Here is a 17,220-nt window from a genome sequence, read left to right as displayed (position 1 = left end):
GAACCGGACGGACGGCAGGGAGGACGCGGCATGGACGCCCAGAGGCAACAGGCGGTCGGCGACCGGATCTCGGCGCTGCTGGACCGCGACACCACGCAGCTCGCCGACAGCGAGTACCGCCAGCCGGTGGCCGACTACATCGACCGCGCCCATCTGGCGCGCGAACGCGACGCGCTGTTCCGCCGCCAGCCGCTGCTGGTGGCGGCGTCGGCCGAGCTGGAGAAGGCCGGCGATTTCCGCACCATGGACATCGACGGAATCTCGGCGCTGGTCGTGCGCCAGGCCGATGGGTCGCTGCGCGCGTTCCACAACGTCTGCCGCCACCGCGGCACCCGCGTGGTCGACGACGCCGCGGGATGCCGGCCGACCTTCACCTGCAAATTCCATTCGTGGGTCTACGGCGCCGACGGCAGGCTGCGGCACGTACCCGGGGCCGAGGGCTTCACCGGCATCGACCGCGCCGACCACGCGCTGACGCCGCTGCCGGTGGCCGAGCGCCACGGGCTGGTGTGGCTGGGACCGATCACGGGCGATCCGGTCGACATCGACGCCTTCCTCGGGCCGGCGGCCGAGGCGCTCGCCGACCTCGAGATCGCGAAGGGCGGCGTCTACAAATTCGAGCGCTTCGCGCAGCCGCTGAACTGGAAGCTGGTGGTCGACACCTTCCTCGAACTCTACCACCTCAAGCACCTGCACGCGAAGACGGTCGGCCGCTACGTCGACGGCCGCGGCTGCCTGGTCGAGTCGCTGGCGCCGCACGGACAGCTGCTGCTGCCGCGCGACACGTGGCAGCAGGCGCGACACCTGCCGACGGAGCAGCGCGACCTCGACGCGCACCTGATCCGCGTCATCCGGCTGTTCCCCAACGCCATCGTCATCTGGAACCGCGACCACGTCGAGTTCTGGACGGCGCTGCCCGACGGCGACGATCCCGACCGCTGCGTCGTGCGGCTGTGGCTGATCAGCCCGGAACGCACCGTGTCGGAGGCGGACCGCGCGCGCTGGGACAAGAACTGGGAGCTGACCTACGGCACCGTCCGCGCCGAGGATTTTCCGATGGCGGCGACCATCCAGGCCGGCTTCCACAGCGGCGCGCAGGACCATGTCGTGTTCGGCCGCAACGAGCCCGGCCTGCACGACTTCCACGAATCGCTGCGCCTCGCGCTGGCCCGCTGACGTCGGGCGCGGCCGGCGGCGAGACCGATTGCCTTCCCTTCTCCCCCGTCTTCGGGGGAGAAGGTGGCGCGAAGCGCCGAATGAGGGGCGCGGTGGCGTGGCTGTGCGCGGTCGACGTCACGGCGCACACACGCTCCGGCGTGTCGCGAATGAAAGACCCCTCATCCGCCCTTCGGGCACCTTCTCCCCCGGAGACGGGAGAGAAGCGAACGAGCGGCGCACGGACTCAAATCGCCCCGCCAAGATCAGGCAGCGTCCGTTGACCCTCCGGCGCGCGGCTCCGATAGTGCGGGCCGGGCGAGCGGGGAACCATGATGGCCCTCTACATGAAGCGCGCGGTGCGCCGGAACAGCGACCTGCCGATCGGGCCGGCCGAGAGGGAGGCGCGAGTCCAGCTCGCGGCTGCCTACCGTGTCTTCGCCGAGCTGGGCTGGACCGAGGCGGTGTTCAACCACATCACGCTGCGCGTGCCCGGCGAGGAGCGGATCTTCCTGATCAATCCGTTCGGGCTGCTCTACCATGAGGTGACGGCGTCGAACCTCGTCGCCATCGACATCGACGGCGATCCGGTGCGCGAGACGCCCTATCCCGTGAACCGCGCCGGCTTCGTGCCGCACAGCGCCATCCACGGCGCGATCGACGAAGCCCACTGCGTGATGCACACCCACACGACGTCCGGCGTCGCGGTGGCGTCGCTCGAGGACGGCCTGTCGGTCGACAATTTCTACGGCGCGCAGCTGCGCGGCCGGGTCGCCTACCACGAGTTCGAGGGCGTCACGGTCGAACCGGGCGAGAAGGACCGGCTGATCGCCAGCATCGACGGCCGCAACGCCGTCATCCTGCGCAACCACGGCCTGCTGACCTGGGCGCCGACCGTGCCCGAGGCGTTCATGTGGATGTGGATCCTGCAACGCGCCTGCGACGTGCAGATCGCGATGGCGGCGGCCGGCGCGCCACGGCGCATCCGGCCGGAGGCGCTGGAGCGTTCCGGCGCGTCGGCGGCGTTCGACGAGAAGGCGCTGTGCGAGCTGAACTTCGCCGCGATGGTGCGGCGGATCGAGGCCAGGGACCCAGGGTACAAGACATGACGCTGATCCACCGCGCGCACGCCATCGGAGCGATGCGATGACCGGCGCGCGGGTGTGCGTCGTTGGCGCCGGCGCGGTCGGCGGCCTGATGGCGGTGAAGCTCGCGCAGGCCGGCGCCGATGTCTCGGTGCTGGCGCGCGGCGCGCATCTCCACACGATCCGACGCGACGGGCTGACGTTGATCGATGGCGGCGCGCGCGAGACCGTCCGCGTGGACGCCACCGACGACGCGGGCGCGCTGGGTCCGCAATCGGTCGTGATCGTGGCCTTGAAGGCCCAGGCGCTGGTCGCGGCGGCGGCGTCGCTGGCGCCGCTGGTCGGGCCGTCCACGGTCGTCATGCCGGCGATGAACGGCGTGCCGTGGTGGTTCCTGCACGAGTTCGGCGGCCGGCTGGCCGGTGGCACCGTCGAGGCGGCCGATCCCGGCGGCGCCATCGCCCGCGCCATTCCGTCGGATCGCGTCGTGGGCGCGGTCGTCCATCTGTCCTCGTCCGTCGCCGGCCCCGGCGTGATCCGGCGCGGCCGCGGCGGGTTGCTGCTGCTGGGCGAGCCGTCGCGGCGCGCCTCGGCCCGTCTCGACGCGCTCGTCGCGCTGTTGTCCGGCGCCGGCTTCGACGCGCGCCCGACCGGCGACATCCAGCGCGAGGTGTGGCTGAAGCTGTGGGGCAACATGAACATGAACCCGATCAGCGCGCTGACGGGCTCGACCGCCGACGCCATGCTCGACGATCCCCTGGTGGTCGAGCTGGTGCGACGTATGATGGACGAGGCCACCGCCGCCGGCCGCGCGCTGGGCATCGACATGGACATGGACGCCGACGGCCGCATCGCCGTGACGCGCGAGCTGGGCGCGTTCAAGACCTCGATGCTGCAGGATCTCGAGGCCGGGAAGGCGCTGGAGCTCGACGCCATCCTCGCCGCGCCGTGCGAGATCGGCGAACGCCTCGGCGTGCCGATGCCGTATTCGCGGGCGGTGCTGGGACTGGCGCGGCAGCGCGCCGCGAACGCCGGCCTCTACGCCTACGAGGCCGGTGGACGCCGCTTCGGCGCGCCCGCGTAGTATGGGGGCGGCCGCCTTGGACATCGAGTGGACGTCGTATTTCAAGCCTCCGCGGTATCCCGCGCGGCTGCCGGCGTTGGTCGACGGCCGCGACCCCGCGCGCCACCGCGTCGCCATCGTCGGCGCCGGCGCCGTGGGGATGATCCTCGCGCTCGGGCTGGCGCGCCGCGGCGTGGCGTCGGTGATCCTCGACGCCGAGGACTCCGTCTGCGAAGGCAGCCGCGCGCTGTGCGTGTCGCGCCGCAGCCTCGAGATCCTCGACGGCGTGGACGCGGCGGCGCCGATGCTGCGCGACGGGCTGGCGTGGACCGGCGGCCGTTCCTACTGGCGCGACAAGGAGGTGTTCCAGTTCGAGATGCCGCACGATTCCGGCCAGCGCTTCCCGCCGATGATCAACCTGCAGCAATGCTTCATCGAGCAGCATCTCGTCGATCTCTGCGCCCGGCGCGCCGATCTGATCGACCTGCGGTGGCGGTCGCGCGTCGCGTCGATTGATTCCCGCGCCGACGGCGTGATGGTCGGTGTCGAGACGCCGTCGGGCGCCTACAGCCTCGACTGCGGCTGGCTGGCCGCCTGCGACGGCGCGCGCAGCTTCGTGCGGCAGGCGCTGGGGCTACGGCTGGAGGGCACGCAATACGAGGGACGCTACGTCATCGTCGACATCGCGCTCGACAGCGCCTACCCGACCGAGCGCCGCGCCTGGTTCGACCCGCCGTCCAATCCAGGCTCGACCCTGCTGATGCACAAGCAGCCGCGCGGCATCTGGCGCCTCGACTACCAGCTCGCCGACGGCGAGGACGCCGACGAGGCGGTGAAACCCGAGAACATCGTGCCGCGCGTGCGCAGCCATCTCCGCATGATCGGCGAGCGCGACGACTGGAAGATGGTGTGGGCCGGCATGTACAAGGCCAACGCGCTGACCCTGGCGTCGTACCGCCACGGCCGCGTGCTGTTCGCCGGCGACGCCGGCCATCTCGTGCCGATCTTCGGCGTGCGCGGCCTGAACTCCGGCATCGAGGACGCGCACAATCTGGCGTGGAAGCTGGCCGCCGTGACGTCGGAGGCCGCCACCCCGGCGCTGCTCGACACCTACTCGGCCGAACGCGTCCACGCCACGCGCGAGAACCTGCGCTACGCCACCAAGAGCACGGAGTTCATGGCGCCGCCGTCGCCAGCGTTCTCGCTGATGCGCGAGGCGGTTCTGTCGCTGGCACCGGATCACCACTGGATCCGGCCGTTGATCAATCCCCGCCAGACCGCCGCCGTTCCCCTTCCGCGCTCGCCGCTCAACGCGCCGGACGATCCGGCGTTCACCGCCGGTCCGGCGCCAGGCGACGTGCTGGTGGAGTGCTCCGTGACGATCATCGACGGCGCCAAGCGGCGCGACGGCTACGTCACCGAGCTGTGCGGACCCGGCTTCACGGCGCTGTGTTTCGTCGATCCCGACGGGCCGGCGGCCGATCTGCGCGACGCGCTGACAGCGCTCGATGGCGGCGCCTTGCCTGTGCGCGCGCGGCTGATCGCGCCCGCCGCAGGGGTCGCGACGGTCGACGCCATCGATCCGGACGGCCGCGTCCAGGCCGCGTACGGCGCCACGGCGGGGACCATCTATCTGCTACGGCCCGACGGCCACGTGCTCGGCCGCTGGCGCCGGCCGGACGCCGCGGCGCTCGCGGCGGCGATGGCGCGGATCGGCGACGGCGGGGAGACACGGCGATGACCGACGAGCAGCTCGACGAGGTCTACACCGAGACCTGCCGCGCCATGACGGCGGCCGGCGAGACGCGGTCCAACCTGTTCCTCGCCCGGTTGGCCTTGCTGCTGATGCGCGAGGTCGACGATCCCCCGCGCATCCGCGCCGCCATCGCCGACGCCGCGCGCGGCCTGCCGGACTGACCGCCACCGGCCCTTGCGCGCCGCCGGAGGCGGGTGCCACAGTCGCCGGCGACGCATGCCAGCGAGGGACGGATCGCCGCCATGATGACCCGCGAACGCAACGAGATGGTGACGCGCGTCGGCCCCGGCACGCCGTGCGGCGGACTCATGCGCCAGTACTGGCAGCCGGTCGCGCTGGTCGACGAGCTTGAGGGCCCCCGGCCTCTGAAGGCGGTGCGGCTGCTGGGCGAGGATCTCGTGCTGTTCCGCGACGAGCGCGGCGCCCTGGCGCTGGTCGAGCGCGGCTGTCCACACCGCGGCGCCGATCTCTCGTTCGGCAGGCTGGAGCATGGCGGGTTGCGCTGCCCGTTCCACGGCTGGCTGTTCGACGCCTCGGGCAGATGCCTCGAGACGCCGGCCGAGCCGGATGGCAGCACGCTATGCGACCGCGTACGGCTGAAATCGTATCCCGCCGTCGAGCGCGCCGGCATCGTCTGGGGCTTCCTCGGCGCCGGCGCGCCGCCGGCCTTTCCCGATCTGGACTGCTTCATCGCGCCCGCCACCCACAGCTTCGCCTTCAAGGGCTTCATGGACTGCAACTGGATGCAGGCGCTGGAGGTCGGCATCGATCCGGCGCACGCCTCCTTCCTGCACCGGTATTTCGAGGACGAGGATCCGTCGGCCGGCTACGGCCGGCAGTTCCGCGCCGCCTCGATCGACTCCAATATCCCGATGACGACGCTGATGCGCGACTATCCGCGGCCGGTGATCGAGGTCGAGCAGGTCGAGCACGGGCTGCGCCTGTTCGCGCGGCGGCGCATCGACGAGAGGCGCACGCATCTGCGCGTGACGAACCTGGTGTTCCCGCACGCCTTCGTGATTCCGATGAGCGCCGAGATGACGATCACGCAATGGCATGTGCCGGTCGACGACGGCCGCAACTACTGGTTCGCGATCTTCACCAGCTTCGGCGCGCCGGTCGACAAGGCGGAGATGCGGCGCCAGCGGCTCGAACTCTACAGCCTGCCCGACTACAAGCCGCGGCTGAACCGCGACAACGACTGGGGCTACGATCCGGCCGAGCAGCGGAGCAAGACCTACACGGGCATGGGCATGGACATCAACGTCCACGACCAGTGGGCCTGCGAGTCGCTGGGCGCCATCGCCGACCGCACCAAGGAGCACCTCGGCACTACCGACCGCGCCATCGCCGCCTACCGGCTGATGCTGGTGCGCGCGATCGAGCAGGTGCGCGCCGGCGAACGGCCGATCATGGCGCTCGACGCGGCCGCCGCGAAGCGCATCACCGGTCCGGCGACGATGGACGCGATCGGCCCGACCGAGGGCTGGGAGGCGTACTGGCGGGAGACCGACCGGCGGCGGCGCGGCGGCGCGAGCTGGCTGGTGAGCGCGGCGTGAGCCTCGTCGACCGCCACGGGCTATGGACGGCGGAGCAGACGCAAGCCGCGGTCGAGGTCGAGCGGCGCGCGCACGCCGACGGGCTGGAGGTGGTCCGCCTGTCCTTCGCCGACCAGCACGGCGTGCTGCGCGGCAAGTCGGTGGTGGCCGGCGACATCGGCGGCGCGATGCGCTCCGGGGTCGGAGTCACGACCACGCTGCTGGCGAAGGACACGGCGCACCGCACGGTGTTCCCCGTCTTCACCGCCGGCGGCGGCTTCGGCATGCCGGAGATGCAGGGCGCCGCCGACGCGCTGATGATCGCCGACCCGACGACGTTCCGCGTGCTGCCGTGGGCGCCGAACACTGGCTGGATGCTGTGCGATCTGTATTTCGCCGACGGCCGGCCGGTGCCGTTCTCGACCCGCGACGTCTGCCGCCGCGCGCTCGGCAGGCTGGCGGACGCAGGCTACGACTTCGTCTCCGGCCTCGAGGTCGAGTTCCACGTCTTCAAGCTCAAGGACGCGAAGCTCGGAGCGTCCGATTCCGGCCAGCCCGGCACGCCGCCGGAGGTCGAGCTGCTGACGCAGGGCTACCAGTACCTGACCGAGACGAGCTACGACCAGTTCGACGCGGTGTTCGAGATCCTGCGGCGCGACGTGGTCAAGCTCGGCCTGCCGCTGCGCACCATCGAGGTCGAGTACGGCCCGAGCCAGTGCGAGTTCACGTTCCACCCCGGCGCCGGGCTGGAGACGGCCGATTCGATGACGCTGTTCCGCAGCGCCGTGAAGCAGCTCGCGCGCCGACACGGCTACCATGCCAGCTTCATGTGCCGGCCGAAGCTGCCCAACGTGATGTCGAGCGGCTGGCATCTGCATCAGTCCCTGCGCGACCGCGCGACCGGCGCGAACGCCTTCGTGCCGGCCGCGGGCGAGGGCGACCTGCCGCCGCTGGCGCGCCGCTGGCTGGCCGGCCTTCTGGCGCACGCCCGCGGCGCGGCGGCGTTCACGACGCCGACGCTCAACGGCTACAAGCGCTTCCGCCCCTACTCGTTGGCGCCCGACCGCGCCATCTGGGGCCGCGACAACCGCGGCGTGATGATCCGTACCTTGGGCGGCCAAGGCGACCCGGCGACGCGGCTTGAAAACCGCGTCGGCGAACCGGCCGCCAACCCCTATCTCTATCTCGCCGCGCAGGTCATCTCCGGCCTCGATGGCGTCGCGCTGACGTTGGAGCCGCCGGAATCGGCCGACGCGCCCTACGAGACCCAGGCGGCGCCGCTGCCGCGCAGCCTGGCCGAGGCGCTGGCGGCGCTGCGCGCCGACGCCGTCCTGCGCGAGGGGTTCGGCGGCGCCTTCGTCGACTATTTCCTGCGCATCAAGGACGCCGAGATCGCCCGCTTCGAGTCCGAGGTGACCGACTGGGAACAACGCGAGTATTTCGAGCTGTTCTGACCGGCCGCGCCACGTACGCAGCGCGGAACGCCGGCCGGCGGCCGGCTCGCGATCCTGCGGATTCCCCGCTACGCTCCACCCAAAGCGAACGAAACGGAGGACGCCATGGCCAAGCGCACGCGAATCATCAGTCCGCACGTCACCGAGCCGCCGCCGGGCCGCTGGTCGACCTGCCTCAAGATCGGCGACACGGTGTACGTGTCCGGTCTCACGGCGCGCGGACCGGCGGGCGTCGACGGCGCCGACATGTACGCCCAGTCCAAGGCGATCTTCGCCAAGATGAAACACCTCGTGGAGGCGGCCGGCGGCGTGATGAACGATGTGGTGAAGCTGACGATCTTCGTCACCGACATCGCCAGGAACACCGAGGTCTGGAAGGCGCGGCAGGAGTTCTTCACCGGCGACTTCCCGACCAGCACGCTGGTGGAGATCTCGGCCCTGGCGGCGCCCGAGCTTCTCGTCGAGATCGAGGCCGTCGCCATCGTCGGGTCGAGTGTCTGAACATGGCCGATATCCCCCGCTACGACCGCATGGACGGAAAAGTCGCCGTCGTCACGGGCGCCGGCTCGCGCGCCGACGGCATCGGCAACGGCCGCGCCGCGTCGATCCTGCTGGCGCGCGCCGGCGCCAAGGTGCTGCTGATCGACAGCATGCCGGACTGGGCCGAGGCGACGGCGAATATGATCCGCGACGAGGGCGGCACCTGCCTGGTCGCGAAGGCCGACATCACCGACGCGGCGCATTGCAAGGCCGCCATCGACGCCGCCACCGGCGCGTGGGGCCGGGTCGACGCGCTGGTGAACAACGTCGGCGTCGGCGGCCCGGTCGGCAACGCCGTCGACGTCGACATCGCCGCCTTCGACCACGCGATGCGGATCAACGTCACGTCGATGGTGCTGATGGCGAAATACGCGATCCCGGAGATGCGCAAGCTCGGCGCCGGCTCGATCGTCAACATCGCCTCGGTGGCCGGCCTGCGCGGCGGGCATCCCAGCCTGCTCTACCCGACCTCGAAGGGCGCCGTGGTGCAGCTCACCCGGGCGATGGCGTCGCACCACGGCCGCGAGGGCATCCGCGTCAACTGCGTCGCGCCGGGCATGGTCTACACGCCGATGGTCTATTCCCGCGGCATGACGCCCGCGCAGCGCGAGGCGCGCCGCAAGCGTTCGCTGCTGGAGGTCGAGGGCAGCGGCTGGGACGTCGGCAACGCCGTGCTCTACCTGTCGAGCGACGCCGCCCGCTGGGTCACCGGCGTGATCCTGCCGGTCGACGCCGGCGCCACCGCCGGCTCGTCCGAGTCACCGTCGCCGACCGGCGACTACCTGGGCAAGCCGGCCGCCGGCTGATTCTCTTGCGCGATGGAGGCTCCAGTGAGCGACACCGACATCATCCTCTACGACACGCCGCTGCCGCACGTGGCGCATCTGACGCTGAACCGGCCGGATACGCGCAACGCGCAGGACACCGCGTTCCTCTACGCTCTGAACGACGCGTTCGACCGCGCCGCCCAGGACGACGAGATCAAGGTCATCCTGCTGTCGGCCAACGGTCCGCACTTCTCCGCCGGCCACGATCTGCGCGAGAAGGACGGCCACGCCAACATGCGCAAGCACGAGACGGTCGAGACCTGGGGCGGCTTCGGCAAGCCCGGCGCCGAGGCCCAGTTCGCGCGCGAGAAGGAGGTCTATGTCGGCTTCTGCGAACGCTGGCGTAACATCCCCAAACCGACGATCGCCGCCGTGCACGGCAAGCTGATCATCGGCGGATTGATGCTGATGTGGCCGTGCGACATCATCATCGCCGCCGACGACACGGCGTTCCTCGACCATTCCGTGGCGATGGGCGTGGGCGGCGCGGAGTTCTTCATGCACCCCTGGGAGATGGGCGTGCGCAAGGCCAAGGAGTTCCTGTTCACTGCCGACTGGATCGAGGCGCGCGAGGCGCACCGCCTGGGCATGGTGAACCACGTCGTGCCGCGGGCCGAGCTTCTGTCCTTCAGCCTGGCGATGGCGGAGCGCATCGCCAAGAAGCCGCTGTTCGCGCTGAAGCTGGTCAAGGAGGCGGTCAACACGGCGCAGGACGTCCAGGGCCGCCGCGCGGCGATGCAGACGTCCTTCGCCCTGCACCACCTCGCGCACGCCCACAACATGCTGAACCACGGCACCTTGGTCGATCCGACCGGCCTGATGGGCCCGATGCAGACCAAGGCCAACGCCGCCAAGGCCGCCGCCGAGTAGACGCCGCGGCGCCCGCACGGCACCTCTTCCCGTCGTCCTGTGCAGGCGCGCAGTCGAAGGACCTTGTTCGTCCACGCCCCGCGGAAAGATGCTTCGCCTGCGGCGCTACGCGCCCCCGCTCGGGATGACATGCCGGACGCGGTGCGTACCCTGCGACGGGACGCGGCGCGAGCTCCCTCTCTTGCGCTGGACGTTGCCTCCAATATAATGGAGGACATGCCAGCCCGTTCCAGACCAGCCCCAGTGGCGGACGAGACGCCCGACGTCGAGGCGGCCATCGCCGCGCGCGTGCGGGCGTTGCGCGCCGCGCGCGGCGACAGCCTCGACGCGCTGGCGATGCGCGCCGGCGTCAGCCGCTCGATGATCTCGCTGGTCGAGCGCGGCGAGGCCAGCCCGACCGCCGCCGTCCTCGTGAAGCTGGCGGCGGCGCTCGACGTGAAGCTCTCCGCGCTGTTCGAGCCGCCGGCCGCGCCCGCCGCGCCGGTGAGCCGCCGCGCCGGCCAGCGGCGCTGGCGCGATCCGGAAAGCGGCTACGAGCGGCGCAACCTGTCGCCGCCGGGCGTCGATTCGGCGATCGAGCTGGTCGAGGTGATGTTCGGGGCCGGCCGCGAGGTGACGCTCGACGCGCCATCGCGCGCGCCGTTCGACCAGCAGATCTGGGTCGTCGGCGGATCGCTCGACATCTCGCACGACGGGACCACGCACCATCTCGCCGCCGGCGACTGCCTGGCCATGCGCGTCGCCGGCCCGGTCGGCTTCCGCAACCCCGGCCGCCAGGCCGCGCGCTACATCGTCGCCGTCGCGACGGGGAGAGACCATGGCTGACGCCGCGACCACCCCCGATCCGGCCATCCGCGCCCTCTCCGGCGAAGAGGCGGCGCGACGCGTCGAGGAGCTCGCGGACGTGCTGATCGACTGCGTCGAGGGCGGCGCGTCGGTGAGCTTCATGGCGCCGATCGCGCGCGGCACCGCCGTCGGATTCTGGCGCGGCGTGGTCGCGGGCGTGGCCGCCGGCGACCGCGTGCTGCTGGCGGCCGAGGATTCCGGCGGAATCGTCGGCACGGTGCAGCTGGTCTTCGCGGGACCGGAGAACCAGCCGCACCGCGCCGACATCGCCAAGATGCTGGTCCACCGCCGCGGGCGACGCCGCGGCCTGGGCGCGAGGCTGATGCGGGCGGCGGAGGACGCGGCGCGCGCGGCGGGCCGGACCGTGCTGGTGCTCGACACCGCGACCGGCGGCGACGCCGAGCGCCTCTACCCGCGGCTGGGCTGGCGGCGGGTCGGGGTCATCCCGAACTACGCGCTCATGCCCGACGGCGCGCCGTGCGACACGACGGTGTTCTACCGCGAGCTGCCGGCCGTCACGTCCGCGGCGGATGCGCCCGGACGACCTCCTCGTTGATGTCGGCGCCCCAGCCGGGGCGCGTCGGCACGACCAGCTCGCCGTTCTCGATCACCGGCGGATGCGTCACGAGGTCGTCCTTCCACGGGATGTCGTCGACGTCGATCTCCATGACGCGGAAGTTCGGGATCGCGGCGCAGAAATGCGCGCTCATCAGGGTCGACATGTGGCCGTAGAAATTGTGCGGCGCGCAGTTGATCTCGTAGGGCTCCGCCATGGCGGCGATCTTCACGGATTCCTGCAGCCCGTTCCACGGCACGTCGACGATGGCGACGTCCATCGAGCGGTTCTCGAGGAACGGCCGGAACTGGCGGCGGCCGTGCAGCGACTCGCACGACGCCACCGGCATCGGCGCGCGGTCGCGGATCAGGCGCAGCCCCTCGGCGTCGTAGGTGTCCATCTCCAGCCAGAACAGGTCGAACGGCTCCAGCGCCCGGGCCATCTTGATGAAGCCCTCGGTCTTGAAGTTGAAATTCAGGTCGACGAGGATTCCCATGTCCGGGCCGGCGCCCTGCCGGAACGCCGACAGCTCGTCGCGCAGCGCCGCGATGGTCGCGCCGTCGTGGTTGAGTTCCGGTCCGCCGGCGGTGCGGCCGAATCCGGGCTGCTGCATGTAGGGCGGCCTGCCGTCGAAGCGGAATATGTTGGTCTTCAGCGCCTTGAAGCCGCTGTCCTTGACCCGCTTGCCCAGGGTGACGAGGTCGTCGAGGCCGCGCACCGGCGGCACGCCGATCTTGTCGGCGTGGTTCAGCAGGTAGCTGCCGCAATGCGACCAGTAGAGCGGCAGACGGTCGCGCACGGGTCCGCCGAACAGCGCGTAGACGGGAATTCCCAGCGCCTTCGCCTTGACGTCCAGCAGCGCGTTCTCGATCGCTGCGATGGCCTGGCGGTTCAACCCCTCGGGCGCCTGGCGCGTGATGGAATAGAGCATCTGCGAGATTCGCTCGACCGGACGCGGATCCTTTCCGATCAGCAATTCGCCAAGCTTGCGGATCACGGCGCTGAGCCCCTTGCTGCCGTAGCTCTCGTTGTACTCGGACCAGCCGACCAGGCCGTCGTCGGTGCTGATCTTGAGGAACGAGAACACGCGCCAGCCGGCGTCGCAGTGCAGATCCTCGATGCGCGCGATCTTCATGGCGTCCCCTCCCCCTCGATGACCGGCGGTCCGCCGCGCGTCGTCAGTAGACGACGACGGTGCGGATCGACTCGCCCCTGTGCATCAGATCGAAGCCGTCGTTGATCCGCTCCAGCGGCAGCACGTGCGTGATCAGGTCGTCGATGTTGATCTTGCCGTCCATGTACCAGTCGACGATGCGCGGCACGTCGGTGCGGCCCTTGGCGCCGCCGAACGCCGTGCCCTTCCACACCCGGCCGGTGACGAGCTGGAATGGCCGCGTCTTGATCTCCTGCCCGGCGCCCGCGACGCCGATGATCGTCGACACGCCCCAGCCGCGGTGGCAGCACTCCAGGGCCTGGCGCATCAGCTCGACGTTGCCGACGCACTCGAAGCTGTAGTCGGCGCCGCCGTCGGTGAGCGCCACGAGGTGCTGCACGACGTCGCCGCCGATCTCCTTGGGATTGACGAAATGCGTCATGCCGAACTTCTCGGCCATCGGCCGGCGCCCGGGATTGATGTCGACCCCGACGATCATGTTGGCGCCGACCATGCGCGCGCCTTGGATGACGTTGAGCCCGATGCCGCCGAGGCCGAACACCACGACGTTGGCGCCCGGCGTCACCTTCGCGGTGTTGATGACGGCGCCGATGCCGGTGGTCACGCCGCAGCCGATGTAGCAGACCTTGTCGAACGGCGCGTCGGGCCGGATCTTCGCCAACGCGATCTCCGGCAGCACGGTGTGGTTGGCGAAGGTCGAGCAGCCCATGTAGTGGTGCACCACCCGGCCCTTGTACGAGAACCGGCTGGTGCCGTCCGGCATCACGCCCTTGCCCTGCGTGGAGCGGATCGCGGTGCAGAGGTTGGTCTTGCCGGAGAGGCAGGATTTGCACTGCCGGCATTCCGGCGTGTAGAGCGGAATCACGTGGTCGCCGGGCTTCACCGAAGACACGCCGGGCCCCACCTCGAGCACCACGCCCGCGCCCTCGTGGCCGAGCACCGCGGGGAACAACCCCTCGGGATCGGCGCCGGACCACGTGAACTCGTCGGTGTGGCAGACGCCGGTGGCCTTGATCTCGACCAGCACCTCGCCGGCGCGCGGCCCGTCGAGATCGAGCTCCTCGACCACCAGCGGCTTGTTGGCTTCGAAGGCGACGGCGGCGCGGGTCTTCATAGGACGCTTTCCTCGGGCGTTGTCGGGTCGGCCGGCATCCTAGCGCGGCGCCGCTGGCGCGCGAATCGTTTCGCAGGCGTCTCAGACCGGGCGGTCGCCGCGCAGCAGCGTGCGCAGCATGATGCGCTCCTCGCCCGGCGGGTAGTCGATCACGACGCGGTGCATCAGGCAGCGGTTGTCCCACAGGATGGCGTCGCCCACGGTCCAGCGGTGGCCGTAGTGGAAGCGCGGCTGCTCGGCGAACGCCGCCAGCTCGTCGAGCAGCGCGTCGCTCTCGTCGCGCGGCATCCCGACGATGTGGTCGAGGCGGTTGAAGTTGAGATAGAGCGCCCTGCGGCCGGTCTCCGGATGCGTGCGCACCAGCGGATGGATCACATCCGGCGTCTCGGCGATCTCCTGCGGCGTGCGCGCCGAGGGGCGGTTCTTCGCCCGCACGGTGTCGTAGCCGTGCACCGCCATCCTGCCGTCGACCCGGCGCCGCAGCGCGTCGGGCAGCGCGGCGTAGACGCCGTACATGTCGCAGAACCACGTCGCGCCGCCATGGCTGGGGATCACGTGCGCGTGCAGGATCGTCGCCTTGGCCGGCGTCTCCATGTAGGAATCGTCGCTGTGCCACGTCTCCGAGCGGATCGCGGTCTTGTCGGTGCCGCCGTCCGGTTTGATCGTGCTGACCATGCGCGACACCTCCGGGACGTCGCCGACGCGCTTGTAGCGCAGCACTTGCGGCACCGGATCGCCGAAGATCGACGTGAACGCGCGCATCGTCTCCGGCGTCATCGGCGCGCCGGGGAACGCCAGCAGCTGGTGGTCGTGGAACGCCTCCACCAGGAGCGCCCGCGTCGCGGCGTCGCTGGCGGCCTCGCGGTCGAAGCCCTCGATCCGCGCGCCGAACGAACCCTCGGTGCGCACGACGCGGATCGCGCCGGCCTGGGAGACCATGGTGTCGGGCATCGCTTCCTCCTCCGTCGATCCGCCGCGTCGACGCCTCAGCGCCGCGCGAACTCCCGCTTCTCCATCTCGACCGCGACGCGCCATCTGCGCTTGCCGTCCGGTCCGGCGCTCGACTCCATCGACCCGCCGCGCACGGCCGCGCCGATGTCGGTGAGCAGCGGTCCGCCCGGCGCGTCGGGAAACCGCCACGACGCGGGGGCGACATATACGAGCGCAGCGTCGAAGGCGCCGCCGCGGCCCTGGACGAACGCCTCGATACCGAGCAGCGCCCCGTCCCGGCCGTGATCGTCGACCGTGATCCAGTAGAGCGCCAGGTGCCCCACCAGCTCGAGTTCCACGCCGACGGCGATCGAATCGACGCGCTTCGGCAGGTAGTAGGCGCCGGGCACCCAGCGCCGTCCGACCGGCGCCTCGACCACCCGAGCGACACGGCCATCGGCGTCGGCGACGAGCGTCGCACCGGCCGTCGGACCACGCGGATCGCGTTCACCGTCGACCACCACCCGTACCGGCGTCGAAACTTTCGGCGCCCCTTTCCCGTCGACCAGGCGCAGCGACAGCTCGATCGTGTCGGCTCGCGCCGCCGTAGCGAGCAGCGTCAGGACCGTCGCCAGGGCGCCAGCCACCGCCACGCGCACGCGGCGCGCCCTCACTTGAACGTCGAGATCGAGATCTCCTTCGACGTGATGAACTCCAGCAGCGCCGGCTTGCCGGCCTTGGTCTGCTCGATGCCGCGGCGGATCGCGGCGGCGATCTCCGACACCTTGGTGACGCGCTCGCCGTAGCCGCCAAAGGCGCGCGCCATGGCGGCGTAGTCGCCGCTGATGTCGGTGCTGCGGTACTTCTCGGTCGAGACCTTCATCACAGGCAGCTCGATCGCCATCGAGAAATTGTTCATCAGGATCGACAGGATCGGAATGCGCTCGCGCGCGGCGGTCTCGAAATCCATGCCGGTGAAGCCGATCGCGGCGTCGCCCCACACGTTGATGCAGAGCTTGTCCGGGCACGCCAGCTTGGCGCCCATCGCCAGGCCGAGGCCGTAGCCGAGCTGCGTTGTCTTGCCCCAGCCGATGTAGGTGAACGGCGCCGTGGTCTTCCAGAACGGCGAGAGCTGGTCGCGCGGGCTGCCGGCGTCGTGGGTGATGATGGTGTTGGCGACGTCGACGGTCTTCTGCAGCTCCCACAGCACGCGGTAGGGATTGAGCGGCTCGGAGTCGGAGGTCAGCTTCGGCAGCCACTCCTTCATCCACTCCGCCTCGACCGCCTTGATCTCGGCCGCCACCGCGGAGGCGTCGCGCTTGGTCCCGCCGGCCAGGGCCTTGCACGCCTCGATCAACGCCCGCAGCGTGAGCTGCGCGTCGCCGATCAGGCCCATCGTCGCCCTAACGTCCTTGTTGAGGTACATCGGATCGAGCGTGGCGTGGATGATCGTCTTGCCCGCCGGCATCGCGACGCCGAAGCTGGTCTCGGTGAAGCTGCACCCCATGCCGAGGATGAGATCGGATTCCTGCAGGAAGTGGTGCACCGGCTTGGGCACGGCGCGGCCGCCGGCGCCCAGCGACAGCGGATGCGTCTCGTCGAAACAGCTCTTGCCGCCGAGGCTGGTGCAGACGGGGATCGCCAGCAGCTCGGCCAGCTCCTTGAGCTCGGCGTAGGCGTTGGCCCAGTGCACGCCCTGGCCGGCGTAGATCACCGGCCGCTTGGCCGCCACCAGCAGCTTCGCCGCCTCGCGCACGGCGTCCGGGTCAGGACCGCTGCGCGTCGTGAAGGCCGGCGTGTAGTCGAGGGGCTCCGGCACGTCGTCGGCGAAGGCGTCGGTCGGAACCTCGATCACGACCGGCCCGCCGCGGCCGTTGCGCAGCTGCGCGAAGGCGCGCCGCATGATGTTGGTCAGCTCCTTGCCCGACGTGATCGGCTCGGCGTGCTTGGACACGTGCGCCATGGCGATGGTCGAGTTGAAGTTCGGCGGGATGTGCGCGATGCGCCGCGCGTAGCCCATCGGCATGACCAGCACCGGCACCGACTCGCCGTAGGCCTGCGCGACCGCGCCGTAGGCGTTCTCGGCGCCGGGGCCGTGCTGCATCACGAACATGCCCATCTTGCGGCCGCGCGTGAGGCGCGAGATGGCGTCGGCCATGTGCAGGCCGATGCGCTCCTGGCGCACGATGATCGGCCGGATGTCGGCGGCGGCGGCGTGCTCGAGGATGTGGTTCACCGGATAGCCGATGACCATCTCGATGCCTTCGCGCTTGAGGATCTCGGCGATCGCCGGGCCCAGCTTCATGGTCGTC

General features: G+C 70.7%; 17 protein-coding genes. 12 read left to right on the top strand and 5 right to left on the bottom strand.

Annotated features, from left to right (window positions below):
• The first annotated feature begins 30 nt into the window (after positions 1-30).
• The 12 genes from IPK81_13760 to IPK81_13705 all read left to right on the top strand — a co-directional run bounded on the left by IPK81_13760 (position 31) and on the right by IPK81_13705 (position 11,690).
• Entirely contained in the window at positions 31-1,176 is a 1,146-nt protein-coding gene (locus IPK81_13760; protein QQS10713.1) for an aromatic ring-hydroxylating dioxygenase subunit alpha, read from the top strand.
• Positions 1,177-1,502: 326 nt separating this feature from the next.
• Positions 1,503-2,264 (top strand): class II aldolase/adducin family protein, encoded by a 762-nt coding sequence (locus tag IPK81_13755; GenBank protein ID QQS15104.1) that lies wholly within the window; start codon positions 1,503-1,505, stop codon positions 2,262-2,264.
• 37 nt (positions 2,265-2,301) lie between these two features.
• Positions 2,302-3,324 (top strand): 2-dehydropantoate 2-reductase, encoded by a 1,023-nt coding sequence (locus IPK81_13750; protein ID QQS10712.1) that lies wholly within the window; start codon positions 2,302-2,304, stop codon positions 3,322-3,324.
• Between the two features lies 1 nt (position 3,325).
• On the top strand, positions 3,326-5,044 hold the full coding sequence (locus IPK81_13745) for an FAD-dependent monooxygenase (protein ID QQS10711.1): 1,719 nt from the start codon (positions 3,326-3,328) through the stop codon (positions 5,042-5,044).
• Positions 5,041-5,220 carry a hypothetical protein gene (locus IPK81_13740; protein QQS10710.1) on the top strand — a complete coding sequence of 60 codons (180 nt, stop codon included), beginning with the start codon at positions 5,041-5,043 and terminating at the stop codon, positions 5,218-5,220. The genes IPK81_13745 and IPK81_13740 overlap by 4 nt, the downstream gene beginning before the upstream one ends.
• Before the next feature lie 81 nt (positions 5,221-5,301).
• Positions 5,302-6,618: an aromatic ring-hydroxylating dioxygenase subunit alpha gene (locus tag IPK81_13735; protein QQS10709.1), complete on the top strand. Its 1,317-nt coding sequence runs from the start codon at positions 5,302-5,304 to the stop codon at positions 6,616-6,618.
• Entirely contained in the window at positions 6,615-8,051 is a 1,437-nt protein-coding gene (locus tag IPK81_13730; protein QQS10708.1) for a glutamine synthetase, read from the top strand. Before IPK81_13735 ends, IPK81_13730 begins: the two co-directional genes overlap by 4 nt.
• 105 nt (positions 8,052-8,156) lie before the next feature.
• Entirely contained in the window at positions 8,157-8,552 is a 396-nt protein-coding gene (locus tag IPK81_13725; protein ID QQS10707.1) for a RidA family protein, read from the top strand.
• 2 nt (positions 8,553-8,554) lie between these two features.
• Complete coding sequence (locus IPK81_13720) at positions 8,555-9,397, top strand: SDR family oxidoreductase (protein QQS10706.1); 843 nt, start codon at positions 8,555-8,557, stop codon at positions 9,395-9,397.
• Positions 9,398-9,421: 24 nt separating this feature from the next.
• Positions 9,422-10,288: an enoyl-CoA hydratase gene (locus IPK81_13715; protein ID QQS10705.1), complete on the top strand. Its 867-nt coding sequence runs from the start codon at positions 9,422-9,424 to the stop codon at positions 10,286-10,288.
• A gap of 216 nt (positions 10,289-10,504) precedes the next feature.
• Positions 10,505-11,113, top strand: a complete 609-nt coding sequence (locus IPK81_13710; protein QQS10704.1) for a helix-turn-helix domain-containing protein — start codon at positions 10,505-10,507, stop codon at positions 11,111-11,113.
• Positions 11,106-11,690: a GNAT family N-acetyltransferase gene (locus IPK81_13705; GenBank protein ID QQS10703.1), complete on the top strand. Its 585-nt coding sequence runs from the start codon at positions 11,106-11,108 to the stop codon at positions 11,688-11,690. Before IPK81_13710 ends, IPK81_13705 begins: the two co-directional genes overlap by 8 nt.
• On the opposite strand, the gene IPK81_13700 is transcribed toward IPK81_13705, so the two are convergent.
• From IPK81_13700 to IPK81_13680, 5 genes are all read right to left on the bottom strand, one after another.
• Positions 11,650-12,825 carry a mandelate racemase/muconate lactonizing enzyme family protein gene (locus IPK81_13700; protein ID QQS10702.1) on the bottom strand — a complete coding sequence of 392 codons (1,176 nt, stop codon included), beginning with the start codon at positions 12,823-12,825 and terminating at the stop codon, positions 11,650-11,652. The two genes, IPK81_13705 and IPK81_13700, sit on opposite strands and share 41 nt — an antisense overlap.
• Positions 12,826-12,868: 43 nt before the next feature.
• Entirely contained in the window at positions 12,869-13,978 is a 1,110-nt protein-coding gene (locus IPK81_13695) for an S-(hydroxymethyl)glutathione dehydrogenase/class III alcohol dehydrogenase (GenBank protein ID QQS10701.1), read from the bottom strand.
• Between the two features lie 81 nt (positions 13,979-14,059).
• Positions 14,060-14,929: a TauD/TfdA family dioxygenase gene (locus IPK81_13690; GenBank protein QQS10700.1), complete on the bottom strand. Its 870-nt coding sequence runs from the start codon at positions 14,927-14,929 to the stop codon at positions 14,060-14,062.
• 35 nt (positions 14,930-14,964) lie between these two features.
• Positions 14,965-15,582, bottom strand: coding sequence for a hypothetical protein (locus IPK81_13685; GenBank protein ID QQS10699.1), 618 nt, complete (start codon positions 15,580-15,582; stop codon positions 14,965-14,967).
• Complete coding sequence (locus IPK81_13680) at positions 15,579-17,213, bottom strand: thiamine pyrophosphate-requiring protein (GenBank protein ID QQS10698.1); 1,635 nt, start codon at positions 17,211-17,213, stop codon at positions 15,579-15,581. Before IPK81_13680 ends, IPK81_13685 begins: the two co-directional genes overlap by 4 nt.
• Positions 17,214-17,220: the final 7 nt, after the last annotated feature.

The organism is Rhodospirillales bacterium (assembly GCA_016699855.1).
GTDB lineage: Bacteria > Pseudomonadota > Alphaproteobacteria > Reyranellales > Reyranellaceae.
The sequence above is the reverse complement of the archived record's forward strand: the minus strand, read 5'-3'. Positions and strand labels throughout refer to the sequence as shown.

Excerpts from the sequence above, each read along its gene's own strand:
- IPK81_13740 (QQS10710.1), top strand. The coding sequence starts at position 5,041 with ATGACCGACGAGCAGCTCGACGAGGTCTACACCGAGACCTGCCGCGCC.
- IPK81_13745 (QQS10711.1), top strand. The coding sequence starts at position 3,326 with ATGGGGGCGGCCGCCTTGGACATCGAGTGGACGTCGTATTTCAAGCCT.
- IPK81_13750 (QQS10712.1), top strand. The coding sequence starts at position 2,302 with ATGACCGGCGCGCGGGTGTGCGTCGTTGGCGCCGGCGCGGTCGGCGGC.
- IPK81_13700 (QQS10702.1), bottom strand. The coding sequence starts at position 12,825 with ATGAAGATCGCGCGCATCGAGGATCTGCACTGCGACGCCGGCTGGCGC.
- IPK81_13720 (QQS10706.1), top strand. The coding sequence starts at position 8,555 with ATGGCCGATATCCCCCGCTACGACCGCATGGACGGAAAAGTCGCCGTC.
- IPK81_13735 (QQS10709.1), top strand. The coding sequence starts at position 5,302 with ATGATGACCCGCGAACGCAACGAGATGGTGACGCGCGTCGGCCCCGGC.
- IPK81_13705 (QQS10703.1), top strand. The coding sequence starts at position 11,106 with ATGGCTGACGCCGCGACCACCCCCGATCCGGCCATCCGCGCCCTCTCC.
- IPK81_13695 (QQS10701.1), bottom strand. The coding sequence starts at position 13,978 with ATGAAGACCCGCGCCGCCGTCGCCTTCGAAGCCAACAAGCCGCTGGTG.
- IPK81_13710 (QQS10704.1), top strand. The coding sequence starts at position 10,505 with ATGCCAGCCCGTTCCAGACCAGCCCCAGTGGCGGACGAGACGCCCGAC.
- IPK81_13760 (QQS10713.1), top strand. The coding sequence starts at position 31 with ATGGACGCCCAGAGGCAACAGGCGGTCGGCGACCGGATCTCGGCGCTG.
- IPK81_13690 (QQS10700.1), bottom strand. The coding sequence starts at position 14,929 with ATGCCCGACACCATGGTCTCCCAGGCCGGCGCGATCCGCGTCGTGCGC.
- IPK81_13725 (QQS10707.1), top strand. The coding sequence starts at position 8,157 with ATGGCCAAGCGCACGCGAATCATCAGTCCGCACGTCACCGAGCCGCCG.
- IPK81_13755 (QQS15104.1), top strand. The coding sequence starts at position 1,503 with ATGAAGCGCGCGGTGCGCCGGAACAGCGACCTGCCGATCGGGCCGGCC.
- IPK81_13680 (QQS10698.1), bottom strand. The coding sequence starts at position 17,213 with ATGAAGCTGGGCCCGGCGATCGCCGAGATCCTCAAGCGCGAAGGCATC.